The 15,694-nt window shown below is 67.1% G+C and carries 13 protein-coding genes; 5 read left to right on the top strand and 8 right to left on the bottom strand.

Translation table 11 applies throughout. The features are described from left to right. Positions 1-286: 286 nt before the first annotated feature. The 3 genes from SGR02S_RS10350 to SGR02S_RS10340 form a co-directional block, all read right to left on the bottom strand. Positions 287-838, bottom strand: coding sequence for a SixA phosphatase family protein (locus tag SGR02S_RS10350; protein ID WP_067108928.1), 552 nt, complete (start codon positions 836-838; stop codon positions 287-289). 63 nt (positions 839-901) lie between these two features. After that, positions 902-3,673, bottom strand: a complete 2,772-nt coding sequence (locus tag SGR02S_RS10345) for an ATP-dependent DNA helicase (RefSeq protein ID WP_067108925.1) — start codon at positions 3,671-3,673, stop codon at positions 902-904. Positions 3,674-3,961: 288 nt separating this feature from the next. Beyond that, on the bottom strand, positions 3,962-4,327 hold the full coding sequence (locus tag SGR02S_RS10340; RefSeq protein WP_067108922.1) for a PilZ domain-containing protein: 366 nt from the start codon (positions 4,325-4,327) through the stop codon (positions 3,962-3,964). Between the two features lie 305 nt (positions 4,328-4,632). On the opposite strand from SGR02S_RS10340, the gene SGR02S_RS10335 reads away from it, so the two are divergent. Together SGR02S_RS10335 and SGR02S_RS10330 are read left to right on the top strand one after the other, a co-directional pair. Beyond that, entirely contained in the window at positions 4,633-6,249 is a 1,617-nt protein-coding gene (locus SGR02S_RS10335) for a lysine--tRNA ligase (RefSeq protein WP_067108943.1), read from the top strand. A 29-nt stretch (positions 6,250-6,278) separates the two neighbouring features. Next, positions 6,279-6,758 carry an asparaginase domain-containing protein gene (locus SGR02S_RS10330; protein WP_067108919.1) on the top strand — a complete coding sequence of 160 codons (480 nt, stop codon included), beginning with the start codon at positions 6,279-6,281 and terminating at the stop codon, positions 6,756-6,758. 20 nt (positions 6,759-6,778) lie between these two features. Here the strand turns inward: SGR02S_RS10330 and SGR02S_RS10325 are convergent, their stop codons facing one another. After that, entirely contained in the window at positions 6,779-7,810 is a 1,032-nt protein-coding gene (locus SGR02S_RS10325) for a fatty acid desaturase family protein (RefSeq protein ID WP_067108916.1), read from the bottom strand. Positions 7,811-7,955: 145 nt separating this feature from the next. Between SGR02S_RS10325 and SGR02S_RS10320 the strand changes: the two genes are divergently transcribed. Further along, positions 7,956-10,598 carry an EAL domain-containing protein gene (locus SGR02S_RS10320; RefSeq protein ID WP_067108913.1) on the top strand — a complete coding sequence of 881 codons (2,643 nt, stop codon included), beginning with the start codon at positions 7,956-7,958 and terminating at the stop codon, positions 10,596-10,598. A 7-nt stretch (positions 10,599-10,605) separates the two neighbouring features. On the opposite strand, the gene SGR02S_RS10315 is transcribed toward SGR02S_RS10320, so the two are convergent. The 4 genes from SGR02S_RS10315 to SGR02S_RS10300 all read right to left on the bottom strand — a co-directional run bounded on the left by SGR02S_RS10315 (position 10,606) and on the right by SGR02S_RS10300 (position 14,309). Next, entirely contained in the window at positions 10,606-11,877 is a 1,272-nt protein-coding gene (locus tag SGR02S_RS10315) for a metal-dependent hydrolase family protein (protein WP_067108910.1), read from the bottom strand. Between the two features lie 118 nt (positions 11,878-11,995). Then, a complete protein-coding gene (locus tag SGR02S_RS10310; protein ID WP_067108908.1) occupies positions 11,996-12,847 on the bottom strand; it encodes an RcnB family protein in 852 nt (283 codons plus the stop codon). Positions 12,848-12,971: 124 nt separating this feature from the next. Further along, entirely contained in the window at positions 12,972-13,517 is a 546-nt protein-coding gene (locus SGR02S_RS10305; RefSeq protein WP_067108905.1) for a (2Fe-2S)-binding protein, read from the bottom strand. A 27-nt stretch (positions 13,518-13,544) separates the two neighbouring features. Beyond that, entirely contained in the window at positions 13,545-14,309 is a 765-nt protein-coding gene (locus SGR02S_RS10300) for a class II aldolase/adducin family protein (RefSeq protein ID WP_067108902.1), read from the bottom strand. 264 nt (positions 14,310-14,573) lie between these two features. Between SGR02S_RS10300 and rpsU the strand changes: the two genes are divergently transcribed. Continuing rightward, a complete protein-coding gene (gene rpsU / locus SGR02S_RS10295) occupies positions 14,574-14,780 on the top strand; it encodes a 30S ribosomal protein S21 (protein ID WP_003047635.1) in 207 nt (68 codons plus the stop codon). Positions 14,781-15,151: 371 nt separating this feature from the next. After that, positions 15,152-15,676, top strand: coding sequence for an FKBP-type peptidyl-prolyl cis-trans isomerase (locus SGR02S_RS10290; protein ID WP_067108899.1), 525 nt, complete (start codon positions 15,152-15,154; stop codon positions 15,674-15,676). Positions 15,677-15,694: the final 18 nt, after the last annotated feature.

Below are 15,694 nucleotides of genomic sequence, written 5' to 3'. Positions count from 1 at the left end.
CCCCGGCGAAAGCCGGGGTCCAGATGGCACAGCACTGCCCCGCGTGGACCCCGGCTTTCGCCGGGGAACAGCTACTTGTGGAAAGGGGATAATTGCCGACTCGATCCGGGGTCCATTCACGCAGCACCGAGAGAATGGATTCCGGATTAAGTCCGGGATGACGAAGGTTTGGAAGGGGCAAATAGAAGCCATATCTGTTGCGTGAGTGATCTTCGCACGCCCGTTCACGGCATTTTATGCGCGAAGCCGGACATTCCAGAATCCACCCTGGCGCGGCCAGTGGGCCTCAGTCGTCGTCCATCGCCGGTGCCAGCGCGGGGTCGAGGTCGCGCGGGCGGATGAGCGCGGCCAAGCGCGCCTGATTGACGTCCAGGTCGCTCCAGTCGGCGATGTCGAGGTCCAGCCGCGCAAGGGCACAGGTCGGGAACTTTTCCTCGACCAGCGCGCGCTGGGCGTCGTCGGGCGCTTCGGGAACGAGCATCAGGATCAGGTCCTCCAGCCCCGGATTGTGTCCGCTGATCAGCAGATCCTCCGCATCGCCGCCGGTATCGCGCAGCACGTCGATCAGCGTCGCCGCCGAGGCAAGGTAGATGCGCCGGTCCCAGCGTGGCTCGATTCGGTCGAGCCCCGCGGCGGGCTGAAAGATGGCGAGCGTCTCGGCGACGCGCACCGCGGGGGAAGCGACGATCCGGTCGATCGGCCATGCCTGCCGCTTCGCATATTGGCCGATCAGTTCGGCCCCGCGTGCGCCGCGGGCGTTGATCGGACGATCGAAGTCGCGCTCGACGGCGGCGTCCCAGCCCGATTTGGCGTGGCGCAGGATGGTCAAACTCTTCAAAATCTCTCCCCCCGGACGCTCGGGCGCCTGTCCCCCGCGAATCCGCCGCCTTGTGCCGCAAACTCAGGACGGTGAAAAGGCGGCATAGGCGCTTTTTCGCCGCTCGACATTCGCGGCGGCGACGCGATTGACCACCTCGTCGAGCGGCAGGCGGCGGATCGGCGTCCCGTCGGGAAAGGCGCTCAGCAGTCGCGAAGGGAAGCTCGGCGACAGCATCACGAACTGGCCGAAATCGTCACTGCGGCGGATGAGCCGGCCAAAGGCCTGCGCGATGCGCGCGCGGATCACCCGGTCGTCATAGGCGCTGCCGCCCTGCGCCGCGCGGCGGGCGGCGTGCAGGATCGTCGGGCGCGGCCAGGGTACGCCTTCCATGACCACCAGCCGCAGCGAATCGCCGGGCACGTCGACCCCATCGCGCAGAGCGTCGGTGCCGAGCAGCGAGGCGTGCGGGTCGGCGCGGAAGATATCGACCAGCGTTCCGGTGTCGAGCGGATCGACATGCTGCGCGAACAGCGGCAGCCCGGCGCGCGCCAGCCGGTCGGCGATGCGCGCATGAACGATACGCAGCCGCCGGATCGCGCTGAACAGTCCCAGCGCACCGCCGCCCGCCGCTTCGATCAGCCGGCTGTAGGCGCCGGCGAGCGCGGGCAGGTCACCGCGCGCGATGTCGGTGGCGATCAGCACCTCCGATTGGCGTGCATAGTCGAACGGGCTGGGAACCGCGAAATGCGTCACGCCTCCGTCCAGATGGCGCGCGCCGGTGCGGATGTCGGCGTCGCTCCAGTCGTCCGCCGCGTGGCCGTTGCCGCGCGGCGCTGCCTCCCCGCCTCGCAGCGTCGCCGACGTGACGAGCACGCCCTGCGCGGGGCGATAGACGATTTCCGCGACCGGCCTCGCGGGGTCGAGCCAGTGGCGATGCAGCCCGCAGTCATATTCGCGCCCGTCGAACCGATCGACCGCGAGCCAGTCGACGAAATCGGGGTCGGCGGGGCCGCCGACGCGCCCGAGCAGCGCCAGCCACGCGCCGAGCGTGTCGATCCGCGTCCCCAGGCTGTGCCGCGCCCCGTCGACACGCGCCCGCGCCTGTCCGTCGAGCCAGTCGGGCGGGTCCTCGACCAGCGCGTCGAGCCGCTTGCCGAGCGCCATCAGCGGGCGCAGCAGCGCCTCGACCGCGTCGCTCGCGGCGGCGGCGGCCGTCACCAGCTCGGGATCGGGGTCGGCAAGCTCGGTTTCGAGCCCATAGCCGCTGTCGGCCTGCTTCGGATCGGCGCCGCGCGCATAGACCTGTCCGCGCACCGCGGCGAGCAGCCGTTCGATCGCCCCCCAAGGGGCGTTCTCCGCCAGCCGCGCGAGCCAACCGTCGCCGGGCAGTTCGGCGGCGGCCGCGATCGCCGCCTGGATCGCGCGCTCGCCGGCCTCGTCATAGCTCGCGACATCGGCGAGCCGCGCGGCGAGCCCGCGCCGGCGGCCGCGCGCCTTGCCTTCGGGGCCCATGATCCAGCGGCGGATTTCGATCGCTTCCTGCCCGGTCAGCGCGACCGCGAACATCGAATCGGCGGCGTCCCACAGGTGATGCCCCTCGTCGAAGATCAACCGCGTCGCCGGGGCGCCCCCCCCTTCGCGTGAAACGTCGCGCGGCCGCGCCGCCTGCACCATGGTCAGCGCATGGTTGGCGATCACGATGTCGGCCTGCGCCGCCGCGCGCGTCGAGCGCTCGATGAAGCATTTGCGGAAATGCGGGCACCCGGCATAGATGCATTCGCCGCGCCGGTCGGTGAGCGCGGTGGCGCCGTTGCGGCGGAACAGCGCGGGAAGCCAGCCGGGCAGGTCGCCGCCGATCATGTCGCCGTCGCGCGTATAGGCGGCCCAGCGCGCGACGAGTTGCGCCAGCACCGCCGCGCGCCCCGAAAAACCGCCTTGCAGCGCGTCCTCCAGATTGAGCAGGCAGAGGTAATTCTCGCGCCCCTTGCGCACCACCACCTTCTCGCGGTGCGCGCGCGTGTCGGGATAGAGTTTCTCGGTCTCGCGCGCGAGCTGGCGTTGCAGCGCCTTGGTGTAGGTCGAGATGCAGACGCTGCCCGCCGACTCGTCGATCCACTGCTTCGCGGGAGCGAGATAGCCCAGCGTCTTGCCGATCCCGGTACCCGCCTCGGCCACCAGCATCTGCGGCGTGTCGCGGCGTTCGCGCGGGACGAAGATCGCCGTCGCCGCGCGTGCATAATCCTGCTGCCCCGGCCGTTTCTCGGCGCCGTCGCCGGTGAGCCGGTCGAGCCGTGCCGCGACGTTCGCCGGATCGAGCACCACCTGGCGCGGTTGTGCGCGCGGCGGCTGCTCCTCCCATTCGGGCAGGCGGGCGAACAGCCAGCGGTCGGCGCGGTCGGGCGCGGCGAGGCGCGGCTGGATCAGCGGCGCCCACGGCCAGCGCTGGCGCGTCAGCGCTTGCAGCGCGTGCCACGCCCCCTCGCGCTCGGGCCAGTCGGGATCGTCGAGGCAGGCGAGCATCGCCGCCGCCGCCTGCGGCAGAAAGGCCGCGACCTCATCCTCGCGCTGCGCCACGGTCAGGCCGAGCGCGGCGGCGATGCCCGCCGGCGTCGGCACCGCGAAGCGCGCGGGGTGAAGGAAAGCGAACAGTTCGAGCAGGTCGAGCCCCGACAGTTCGGGATAGCCGAGCCGGTCGCCGGTCAGCGTCGCGCCAAGCAGCAGGTGCGGCGTCCCCGCCACCGCCGCCATCGCCTCGCCGCGCCCGACGCGCTGCACCCGCCCCGCAGCATCGGACAGCCAGATTCCGACATGGCTAGCATGGATCGCGGGCAGGGAGAGGGAGGCGGGCGCCATCGCGCCAAGCTAAGGACAAAAGAGGAACGCGGCAAGGGGCGGTGCTCTTCGGCGTTACCCCTCGCTATTCGTCACCTGAACTTGTTCGGCGTATATATCCTTCAGACAGGTAAGAGGTGCGCCCTCCACGTATAGAGCTTGTTCCCCGGCGAAAGCCGGGGTCCAGATGGCATGGCGCTGTCCCGCGTGGGCCCCGGCTTTCGCCGGGGAACTGCATCTGTCCAAAGGGAATAATTGCCAAACACGTTCAGTATAACGGGGCGGGGATGGATAAAACCGCGCCGCGCCTCAACTCATCCCGCGTCGCCCGAAACCGATGGAGCGGTTGCTCAGGAAGACCGGCGTCGCCGGGATCGCGGCCGCGCCACGCGCGCGTTCGAGCGCGGCATGGAGTGGGCCCTGCGTCAGTTCGTAGGGAAAGCGCACGCCCATGCGGTCCCATTCCGACCACATCACCACCGCATAGACGACCTGTCCCGCATAATGGATTTCGCAGCGCGATCGTTCGGGCAGGCTGGCGCCGTCGATCCGCGCGCCGCCTTCGGACAGGTCGACGATCCGCCCCTCGACATGGTTGAGAACGCCGTTGACGATCACCTCGATGGAAACCGAAGTGCGCTTGTGCGCGCGGGGGCGGGGCGGGGTGCTGGTCATGCCGAAAGGCTAGGCCGGTCATGGTAAATATTCCGGTAACGCTCATCGGGCGCAAAACGCAAAAAGCGCTCTGTCCACATTGCGCCGCCGTGCTTCATGCTGGGAGATGCGCCCCCATTCGCCATTTGCCCTTCGGCAGGAGAGGCGCTGCCTAAAGCCGCACAGGCCACAAAAATGCACTGCGCGAGCGGGGCTTTTGTGGCTTTAAGCGATGATCGGCGCGGTCACCCATGCGTTTCCACTGTGAAGTTGCGCGGAAATCCGCCCTTCTTCCCTTGGGCGCCCGTTGCCGCTATGGGCGCGCCATGACCGACTTTCATCTCCATCCGTCGCTGCGCGAACCCGCGCAAACCTCCAAGGCCTGGCCGTTCGAGGAAGCGCGCAAGCTGGTCAAACGCTATCCAGACGGCAAGCCGGGGGGCGAGCCCGTCGTCTTCGAAACCGGCTATGGCCCGTCGGGGCTGCCGCATATCGGCACCTTCAACGAGGTGCTGCGCACGACGATGGTCCGCCGCGCCTATCAGACGCTGACCGCCAATGAATCTGGAGTGCCTGCGCCGACCCGGCTGGTGGCGTTCAGCGACGACATGGATGGCCTGCGCAAGGTGCCCGACAACGTCCCGCAGCAGGAAATGCTGCGCGAACATCTGGGCAAGCCGCTCACCGCCATTCCCGACCCGTTCGGCAAATATGAAAGTTTCGCGCATCATAACAATGCGATGCTGCGCGATTTTCTCGATCGTTTCGGCTTCGATTACGAATTCGTCAGCTCGACCGAACGCTATCGGTCGGGGGCGTTCGACGACGCGCTGAAGAATGTCCTGCGCCACTATGACGCGATCATGGCGATCATGCTGCCGACGCTGCGCGCCGAGCGTGCGGCGACCTATTCGCCGGTGCTGCCGATCAGCCCGACCTCGGGCATCGTGCTCCAGGTTCCGGTGACGGTGGTCGACGCCGACGCGGGGCTGGTGTCGTTCGAGGACGATGGGACTGTGATCACTCACAGCATCCTGTCGGGGGGTGCCAAGCTGCAATGGAAGGTCGACTGGGCGATGCGCTGGGTCGCGCTCGGCGTCGATTACGAGATGTACGGCAAGGACCTGACCGACAGCGGCGTCCAGTCGGGCAAGATCGCGCGCGCGCTCGGCGGCCGCAAGCCTGAGGGGCTGATCTACGAGATGTTCCTCGACGAAAAGGGCGAAAAAATCTCGAAATCGAAGGGCAACGGCCTGTCGATCGAGCAGTGGCTGACCTATGGCAGCGAGGAAAGCCTCGCTTTCTATGCCTATCGCGAACCCAAGGCGGCGAAACAGCTTCATATCGGCGTGATCCCCAAGGCGATCGACGAATATCTCCAGATGCGCGGCAATTACTCGGCGCAGGAACCGGACAAGAAACTCGGCAATCCGGTGCATCACGTCCACGCCGCGCGCGGCGAGGCGGTGCCCGCGACCGAACTGCCGGTGAGCTTCGGCCTGCTCCTAAACCTCGTCGGGGTGATGGGCGCCGATGCGTCGAAGGAGCAAATCTGGCGCTACCTCGGCCAATATGTCGCGGGGGCGGACGCGGCGACCTGGCCCGAGCTCGACCGGCTGATCGACAATGCGATGGCCTACAACCGCGACTATGTCGCGCCGACGCTCCAGCGCCGCAAGCCGCGCGGCGGCGAGGTGGCGGCGCTCGCGGAACTCGACGCGCGGCTCGCCGCGCTGCCCGCCGATACCGCCGCGGACGACATCCAGAACATTGTCTACGAGATTGGCAAGGACGAGGCCTATGGCTTTGAAAACCTGCGCGAATGGTTCAAGGCGCTCTACGAGACGCTGCTCGGGTCGAGCGCCGGGCCGCGCATGGGAAGCTTCATCGCGCTGTTCGGCATCGCCAACACGCGGCGGCTGATCGCGGAGGCTTTGGCGTAATCGACCCTTGTTTTTGAGGCGGGCCTCATATGATCGACATCTTCACCACCGGCGGAACGATCGACAAGGTCTATTTCGATGCCTTGTCCGAATTCCAGATCGGCCCCGCGGCGATCCCCGACATGCTGCGCGAGAATAATGTCCACGTCCCGCACCGCGTCACCCAACTGATGCGCAAGGACAGCCTCGAACTGGACGATACCGATCGCGAGGCAATCCGCGCCGCGGTGACGGCGAGCGACGCGGCGCGCATCCTCGTCACCCACGGCACCGACACCATGGTCCTGACCGGGCGGGTGCTTGTGGATATCCCTGGCAAGACGATCGTGATGACCGGCGCGATGCAGCCCGCGTCGGTCCGCGCGAGCGATGCCGAATTCAACGTCGGCTTCGCGCTCGCTGCGGCGCAGACGCTGCCGCCGGGCGTCTATATCGCGATGAACGGCATGATCTTCGACCCCGCGACGACCGTGAAGGACCGCGCCGGCCAGCGCTTCGTCCAGCAATAGGGGGCGAAGGGGGCGCCCGGTCAACCCTTCGCGGTGACCTGACGCAGCACCGCGCGGTAATGCGGTGCGATCGTCATCGCCTCGTGCCGCCCGGCTTCGCCCAGCATCGCATGGACCGCGGGCAGGCGATAGCAGGGCACGCCCATGAACAGGTGGTGCTCGGCGTGGTAATTGACCCAATAGGGCGCCACGGTGGCGCGCGCGATCCAGCCGGCATGGGTGGTGCGCGCATGGGTGAAGGGATCGTCGCTGCCCGTCGTCGTGCAGGCATGTTCGGCGATGTTGCGGATGCGCAGGTAAAGCTGGAAGGTCGTCGCGAGGCTCAGCGTCCACAGCAGCCATGGGGTCCAGCCATAGAGGATCAGCGACGCGGCGAGCAGCACCGCCTGTACGAGCAGGAACCGGCCGACTGCGCGCGTCACCGCCATCGCGCCGGCGGCGTCGATCGTCGGCGCCGTCATGCCGTCCTCGGACTGTCGGTTGAAGGGCGTTCCGGCGCGTGTCCCGCCAGAGCCTTTCGCGCCGCCTTCGCCGCGCAGCATCGCCCTGAGCCCGACGAGCGCAAAGCGGAACTGCGCGGTGCGCTGCTTGAGGAAGGTCTGCCCGGTCAGGTCGCGGACCACCTTGCGCCACAGGCTGGCGCGCGTCGTCGGAAACGGCTTCGACAGCGACAGGTCGGGGTCCTCGGGCTGCTGGGTGAACTTGTGATGCTGGAGGTGGTAGGTGCGATAGGCGAACAGGTCCGATCCGGTCGCGGCGCCGGTCAGCCACTGACCAAGGAAATTGTTCACCTTGCGCTTCGGGTGGAGCAGTCCGTGCGCCGCTTCGTGCATCAGGATCGCGAGGCCGAGCTGGCGTCCGCCGACGAGGATGATCGCGAGCAGCCAGCCGACTGGGTTCTGCGCCCAGGCGGCAAGCCCCACTGCGGCGATGCTGACGATCCACGCATGCGCGACGAGCCAAGGCCCCCGCCACGCCGAAACGCGCGTGATGGCAGACCATTGCGCGCGGTCGAAAAAGCGGTCGGGCGGCAGCAGGCGGACGGCAGGCATGGACCGATCCTAACAAGTTTCGCCATGAAACGGAACATCGTCCATTCTGGCACAAAATCAGGAGTTTCGCTGGGTCGGACTAAGGATTTGGAAACCCCTTTCTGAAAGAGGGGCGATGATCCCTTCCAGCAGGAATGATACGACCTTGGGGGCGAAACGCATCATCACACGGCCGGCCACCGGCGAAGCGTCCGCGGATGTGTCGCTGTTCGATTCGCCCGACTTCGTGGCGCGGCTGATGCGGGTCGCGCAGCTCTGGCACTATGTGCTGATCGCGCGTTCGCTCGGCTTCTTCGCCTTCGCCTTCTTTCCCGGCCCGTCGCCCTTTCTGGCGTCGCCGCTGCATTGGGCGCCGATGGCGGCGGGATTGCTGTGCGACCTTGCGTTGACGGTGATCGGTCAGGTCGCACGCGGCCGCCGGGTCGCGGCGCTGCCCGACCCGCGGCTGACCGTCCCGCTGTGTCTGGGCCTGCTTGCCGCAGGAAGCCTGCTCACCTCCGCATCGACCTTTGCCGAGATTGCGGCGCCCGATCGCGCCGGCTGGTTCGACGCCGTCCTGGCGATCCAGGCGGGCTCGATCCTCGTCGCCGCCTCGGCCGCGGCGATCGCGCGGCCCGCTTTCTTCGCCTTCGCCGGCGCCAGCGCGCTCGGCGGCGCGCTCGGCGCCGCGTCGTGGCCCTTCGCGATCGCGGGCCTCGTCTTTCTAGGTCTGCTCATCGTGATGATGCGCGAGGATATCCGGCACCAGCGCCGCGCGACGCGCGCGGCGCGCCTGACGGTCAGCGAACAGCAGCGCGCGCTGGGCCTCGTGCGCGATTTCGAAAGGGCGGGGCGCGGCTGGTTCTGGGAAACCGACCGCCACGGCCAGCTCGTCTATATCTCGCCGACGGTCGCGGCGAAGCTCGGCCGGCCGCTCGGCGACCTGCTCGGCCGGCCGTTCACCGACATCATTCGCCGCCGGCTCGGCAACGATGAAAGCGAAGAACGCACGCTAGGCTTCAGCCTGTCGTCGCGCACGCCGTTCAAGGAACTGACGGTGCAGGCGGCGGTGCCGGGCGAGGAGCGCTGGTGGTCGATCTCGGGCAATCCGATCAGCAACGAGCTCGGCAATTTCCAGGGGTTCCGCGGCAGCGGCACCGACCTGACCGAGATGAAGCGGTCGGAGCGCGAGATCAACCAGCTTGCGCGCTACGATACGCTCACCGGGCTAGCCAACCGGCGGCATATCGCCGACCTGCTCGAACGCGCGCTCCGCAATCACGTCGGCCAGCCTCAGCCCTGCGCGCTGCTGCTGATGGACCTCGATCGTTTCAAGGCGGTCAACGACACGCTGGGCCATCCGGTCGGCGATCAGCTTCTGCAGCAGGTGGCGGGGCGGCTGACCCAGATCGTCGGCGACAGGGGGCAGGTCGGCCGTCTGGGCGGCGACGAGTTCCAGATCGTGCTGCCGCAGATGGTCCAGCCCGAAAAGCTCGCCGGCATCGCCAACGCGATCATCCTCAGCCTCGCCAAGCCCTTCGCCATCGAGGGCGAGCAGGTGCGCATCGGATCGTCGATCGGCATCGCGGTGTCGGAAGGGCGGGGCATTTCCGCCTCGTCGCTCGTCCGCAACGCCGACCTTGCGCTCTATGCCGCGAAGGACGCGGGGCGCGGCGTCTATCGTTTCTATGCCGACGCGATGCACGATCAGGCGAGCGAGCGGAAAGCGATCGAGGATTCGCTGCGCGAGGCGCTGGCGCGCGACGAACTGGCGCTGTTCTATCAGCCGATCGTCGACGTGAAGAGCGAGCGCATCTCGGGCTTCGAGGCGCTGATCCGCTGGCGCCGCGACACGGGAAATGTCGTCAGCCCGTCGAAATTCATCCCCATCGCCGAGGATTCGAACCTGATCGTCCCGATCGGCGAATGGATCATCCGCACCGCATGCGACACGATCGCGCGCCTTGGCCCCGATTATCGCGTTGCGGTCAACGTATCGCCGCGGCAATTCGCCAATGAAAAGCTGCCCGCGACGGTGATGAGCGCGCTGTCGGCATCTGGCATTCGCCCCGAACAGCTCGAACTGGAAATCACCGAGGGGATATTCCTCGACGAAAGCCCCGAGAATCTGGAGATGTTCCAGCGGCTCAAGCGCACCGGCGTGCGCCTTGCGCTTGATGATTTCGGCACCGGCTATTCGGCGCTCGGTTATCTGAAGAAAGCGCCGTTCGACAAGATCAAGATCGACCAGAGCTTCGTGCTCGGCGCCGCCGACAAGAGCAGCATGAATGCGGCGATCATCGCGTCGATCGTCAGCCTTGCCGATGCGCTGGGCATGGAAACGACCGCAGAGGGCGTCGAGACGCACGATGACCTTGCGCTGATCCGCGGCCTCGGATGCAGCCATGTCCAAGGCTATATCTATGGCAAGCCGATGGATGTCGACGAGGTGCTCGCACTTCTCGATGCCGGAGGCGGACAGGTCGTCGCGCAGGGGTTCAAGAGCGTGCGGGAGACGCGGCTGCGGACCTTCCGCACCATTCGCGTCCACAGCGGCGGCCATGATTACGACGCCATCGTCCGCAATGTCTCGTCACGCGGCGCGCTGGTCGAGGGACTGTGGAACGTACCCGAAGGAACGCCGCTGACCCTCGAATTCGGCCCCGACCTGACGATCGAGGCCGAAGCGCGCTGGTCGGATGCGAATCGCGTCGGCGTCCGCTTCGCCGAAGCGGTCGAGACCGCGCGGTTGATCGGTCAGCCGCGCCCGGCGAGTGACGGATCGGGACGGATCGAGCGCGCGGCCTGACCGCCGGTCAGCCGGCGATCCGCCCGCGCGTCATCACCCAATCGACCTTTTCGAGCGTCGTCACGTCGCTCAGCGGATCGCCCGACACGGCGATCATGTCGGCCGACATGCCGGGGGCGAGGCGGCCGATCTCATTCTCCATCGACAACAGGCGCGCGGCGACGGTGGTCGCGCTTGCCAGCGCCTCACGCGGCGTCAGGCCATGCTCGACGAGCAGCGCGAACTCGTGGGCATTGCGGCCATGCTCGAAAACGCCGGCGTCGGTGCCGAAGGCGATCGGAACGCCCAGCGCTTTCGCGCGCGCCATTGCCTTGCCGACGTCGTTCAGCGTCATCCGCACCTTCGCTTCGACCGTCGGCGTATAGATGCCCTTGCCGAGCCGCTCGCGGATACCCTCGAACGCCATCAGCGTCGGGACCATATAGGTGCCCTTCGCCTTCATGACCTTCAGCGCCGCCTCGTCGGCGAAGGTGCCGTGCTCGATGCTGTCGATCCCGGCGGCGGCGGCCGATTCGATGCCGCGCGCGCCGTGCGCATGCGCCATTACCTTCAGTCCCAGCGAATGCGCCGTTTCGGCGATGCTCTCCATCTCGGCATTCGAGAAATGCGCGCCGAGCCCGCGGCCCTGCTGCGACAGCACGCCGCCCGTCGCGGTGATCTTGATGACGTCGGCGCCCGCCCGCGAAGCCTTGCGGACCTTTTCGGCGCACTCGACCGCGCCGGTGCAGGTGTAGCCCTGGTCGAGCACCGCGTGGATATCCTCGCGGAAGCCGGTGACGTCGCCATGTCCGCCGATGATCGCGAGCGCCGGACCGGCGGCGACGATGCGCGGCCCCTCGATCAGGCCTTCGGCGGTGCCGCGGCGCAGCGCGAAGGCGGTATATTGCGCCGATCCCGCCTCGCGGACGGTGGTGAAGCCGGCGCGCAGCGTGATCCGCGCATTCTTTTCGCCGACCACGATGCCCCATTCGTCGGGTTCGACGGCTTCCGAGCGATAATCGCCGCCGGGATCGCCGGTCAGGTGGACGTGTAGGTCGATCAGGCCGGGAAGCAAGGTCTTGTCGCCGAGGTCGACGATCTCGGCGCCCGCGGGCGCGTCGACGCGGCCGGGCGCGATCGAGGTGATGCGGTCGTCGGTGACGATGACGGTCGACGGTCCCTGTGCCGGCTGGGCGACGTCGGTGATGACATGGCCGGCATAGATGACGGTGGTCTTGGCGATGGCGGCGCTGCTCATCAGCGCGCATGTCGCTGCGGCGACCAGGCCCAGTTTGCGCATAGTGTTTCCCCTGTCTTTCCGGCCGTGACGACGCGGCGCGATAATGGGGAATGCGCATAAAAGAAGGGCCGGCGCAAGAGCCGGCCCTTCAGGGAGCTTCCGGTAACCGAAAGGAATATTACCAGAAGAAATCGTAGATGACGTCGACCACCTCGCCCGAATAGGTATCGACGAGCAGCGCGTCGTCATAATAGCGCACCCAGCGGTAGGGGCCGTAGGCGGGCGGCAGGCGATAATAGCCGGGATCGTTGATCCAGTAGCGCTGGCCGTAGAACAGCGATCCGAGCGTGAAACCGATGCTGAACCGGGTGTAGCTGCGTCCGCGATACGGATTGTAATAGCGCGGCATCCGGTAATAGCTGCGGTTGCGATCGCGATAGCTGCGCCAGTCGTAGCGGCGGTCGTCGCGCCAGCTGCGGTTCCAGTTGTTGCCGGACCGGTTGTCGCGGTAGCGGCGGTCGGCAACGCGATTGCGGTCGTTCCGCCGGTCGATGCGATTGTCGTTGCGGCGGTCCCAACGGCGGTCGACAGTGCCGCTGCGATTGCGGTCCGAGCGACGGTCGACCTGCCCGTTGCGGTTGCGGTCCCACTGACGATCGGTGCGGTTGTCACGGCTCCGGTCATAGGTGGTGCCGCGCTGACGCTGCGTGTCGCTCCGCGGTGCTTCGGTGCGCTGCTGCGGGCGCTGCCATTGCTGGCGTTGCTGCTGCTGCGGACGTTGCTGTTGCCCGTTCCAGCGCTGGCTACGCTCGGCGCGCGGCTGAACCGGCTGCTGCTGGCGCATCTGCGGGCGCGGGGCCTGCTGACGCTGGCCGCGCGCTTCGCCGCGGGGGCCGGCACTACGCGCGCCGCGATCGCCGCCGCTACCGCGCTGGCTCCACTGATGGCCGTCGCGCGCCTGCGCGGCGGCGGGGGCGATGGGGGTCAGCATCGTCGCGGCGATCAGCAACCCTCCGATCCAATTCTTCATCTCGCCATTCTCCAACTCATGTCCCGCATGCTGGAGGGGCCAGCCGGGAAGATGAATCGAAAGTTACCGCGGACAAGATGAGTCACCGCTGAACCGTGATGTTGCCTGCGGTTCAGCTTGCGCGTCAGCGTCCCGGCGGGGGGCGCAGCGCGGGAACGGCGCGCGCGGCGTCCTCCGGCCGAATGCCGGGGGGCGGCGCCGCGGCGATCCGTTCCTCGCCGCGCAGCACCCGCCCGGCGAGGCGGATCGCGGCGCGGATGCGCGGATAGGTGCCGCAGCGGCAGATGTTGGTCATTGCCGCGTCGATCTCCGCATCGCCGGGGTTGCTGTTCTTGCGGAGCAGCGCCGCGGCGGTCATGATCATCCCCGACTGGCAAAAGCCGCATTGCGGCACCTGCTCGGCGACCCAGGCCTGCTGGACCGGGTGGCTGCGATCGCGCGACAGACCTTCGATGGTGGTGACGAAGCGCCCTTCGCATTCGGCGATGGTGACCAGGCAGCTGCGGATCGCCTCGCCGTCGATGTCGACGGTGCAGGCGCCGCAATCACCGGTGCCGCAGCCATATTTGGTCCCGGTCAGGTTCGACGCATCGCGCAGCGCCCACAGCAGGGGCGTTTCGGGGTCCATGCGATATTCGACCGGACGGTCGTTGACCGAAAATTTCGTCATGCGATCCGCAATAGCGAAAGGTGCGGATTAGTCACGCCAGCTCGTGTCGATCTTGTCGACCTTGCGCACCATCGCGTCGAATTCGGCCTTGCCGGCGCCGCCCGGAATCTGCGCCTGGTAAAGGTCGCGCTGGTGGACCTTCACGACATCGTCGCCGATCAGCACCGGCTTGCCCATGCTCATCGTCGCAAGCTGGATTTCGCACGCGCGCTGGAGCGCCCAATATTTGATGAACGCCTCGGGCAGGCTGCGGCCCATCACGACGGGGCCGTGATTCTTCAGCATCAGGATGCGCTTGTCGCCCAGATGTTCGAGCAGGCGCGCGCCTTCCTCCTCGCGCACCGTGATACCCTCGAAGTCGTGATAGGCGATCTGGCCCATATAGTTGCAGGCATAGAAATTGGTCGGCTGCAGTCCGCCTTCGAGCGAGCAGACCGCCATCGTCGCGGTGGTGTGGGTGTGGATGATCGCATGCGCGTCGGGCAGCGCGCGGTGGAACAGGCTGTGCTGGACGAAACCCGCCTTGTTGACGTGCCACGGATTGTCGGCGTCGACCTTGTTGCCGTCGATGTCGATCTTGATCAGGCTCGACGCGGTGACCTCGCTGAAATGCATGCCATAGGGGTTGATCAGATAGCTGCCGTCCTCGTCGGGCAGTTTCACCGTGATGTGGTTGAAGATCATCTCGTCCCAGCCCATCATCGCGAAGATGCGGTAGCAGGCGGCGAGTTCCTGCCGCGCCGTCCACTCGGCTTCGCTGTACTTGCTGTTGCGCTTGAGCTGGGTCGCCATGGCCTTGATCCTCTTCCTGCTTTGGGTTTCGTCCTGCTACCTATGCCACAGGGGCGGGGCGGGGCACAATCCCGGCTGCGCGCGAGCGGCGGTCGGGCCGCCGCGTCGGGGCTTGCATTTCGGCGCGAATCTCTTTAGGGGCGCTGCATCCGAACGTCGCGGTGTCGCGGCGCTCTTTTTATTGCCCGAATATCGGCGGTCACGGCATACCGGCATTCTATCCGGCGCCAGAACCGTTTGGACGAACAGGAGACGACACGGCGTATGCAGATCATCGTTCGCGACAATAATGTCGACCAGGCCCTTCGCGCGCTCAAGAAGAAGCTGCAGCGGGAGGGTGTGTATCGCGAGATGAAGCTGCGCCGTCACTACGAAAAGCCCAGCGAGAAGCGCGCGCGCGAACGCGCCGCCGCCGTCCGCCGCGCCCGCAAGATGGAGCGCAAGCGGATGGAACGCGACGGCATCAAGTAAGTCCGTTTCCCGTCCGGGATCCTGATTCGAGAAAAGGGCGCTGCGGCAACGCGGCGCCCTTTTTCGTTGGGCGCGACATGCGATGGGCGCACGAGCCTGTGTTGCCTCCTGAACTTGTCCGGTGATCATTCCTTTCCAATACATAGCCGTTCCCCGGCGAAAGCCGGGGTCCACGCGAGGTTGCACGACGCCATCTGGACCCCGGCTTTCGCCGGGGTGCAATCCCTCGCTTGTCCAAGGGCTATACGCCAACTTGTCAGCATGGCCGGCGCATAAGCGACGCATATTGCCTCTGGACCCTCCCGCGTCGCTCCGCCTATAGGCGACGCGATATTTTCGCCCCGACACCGGGGCAGGGGAAGGACGAAACGATGAGCGTGACTGCGGTTCCATTGCGCCCGGTGAGCAAGGGCGGGCTCTGGCTGTTGTGGATCGGGCTGGCGGTGCTGCTCGCGGTCGGCACGGCCTTCGCCTTCTCCACGACGCCGCGCATCGGCTTCGAGGTGGTGAAGGCGGGCACCGGCCCCAGCCCGACGATCAGCGATGTCGTGCTCGTCAAATATGAGGGCAAGCTCGACGACGGAACCGTCTTCGATTCGAACGAGCAGGCGCCGATGCAGGTGGCGCAGGTCGTCCCCGGCTTTTCCGAGGCGCTGACCCGCATGCAGAAGGGCGGCAAGTACAAGATCAGCATCCCGCCCGCGCTCGGGTACGGCGACCGCGCCGTCGGGCCGATTCCCGCGAACAGCACGCTGCATTTCGACGTTGAACTGATCGACTTCCGCACCGAGGCCGAAGTGCGCGCGATGCAGCAGATGATGCAGCAGCAACAGATGATGCAGCAGGGCGGCGCTCCCGGTGCCCCCGGCGCCCCGGCCCCCGCGCTGCAACAGTAAGGCGCGGCCGGGCCCGTT

Origin of the sequence: Sphingopyxis granuli NBRC 100800, from assembly GCF_001591045.1 — a bacterium.
Lineage (GTDB): Bacteria > Pseudomonadota > Alphaproteobacteria > Sphingomonadales > Sphingomonadaceae > Sphingopyxis > Sphingopyxis granuli.
This window is presented reverse-complemented; position numbering and strand designations above follow the sequence as displayed.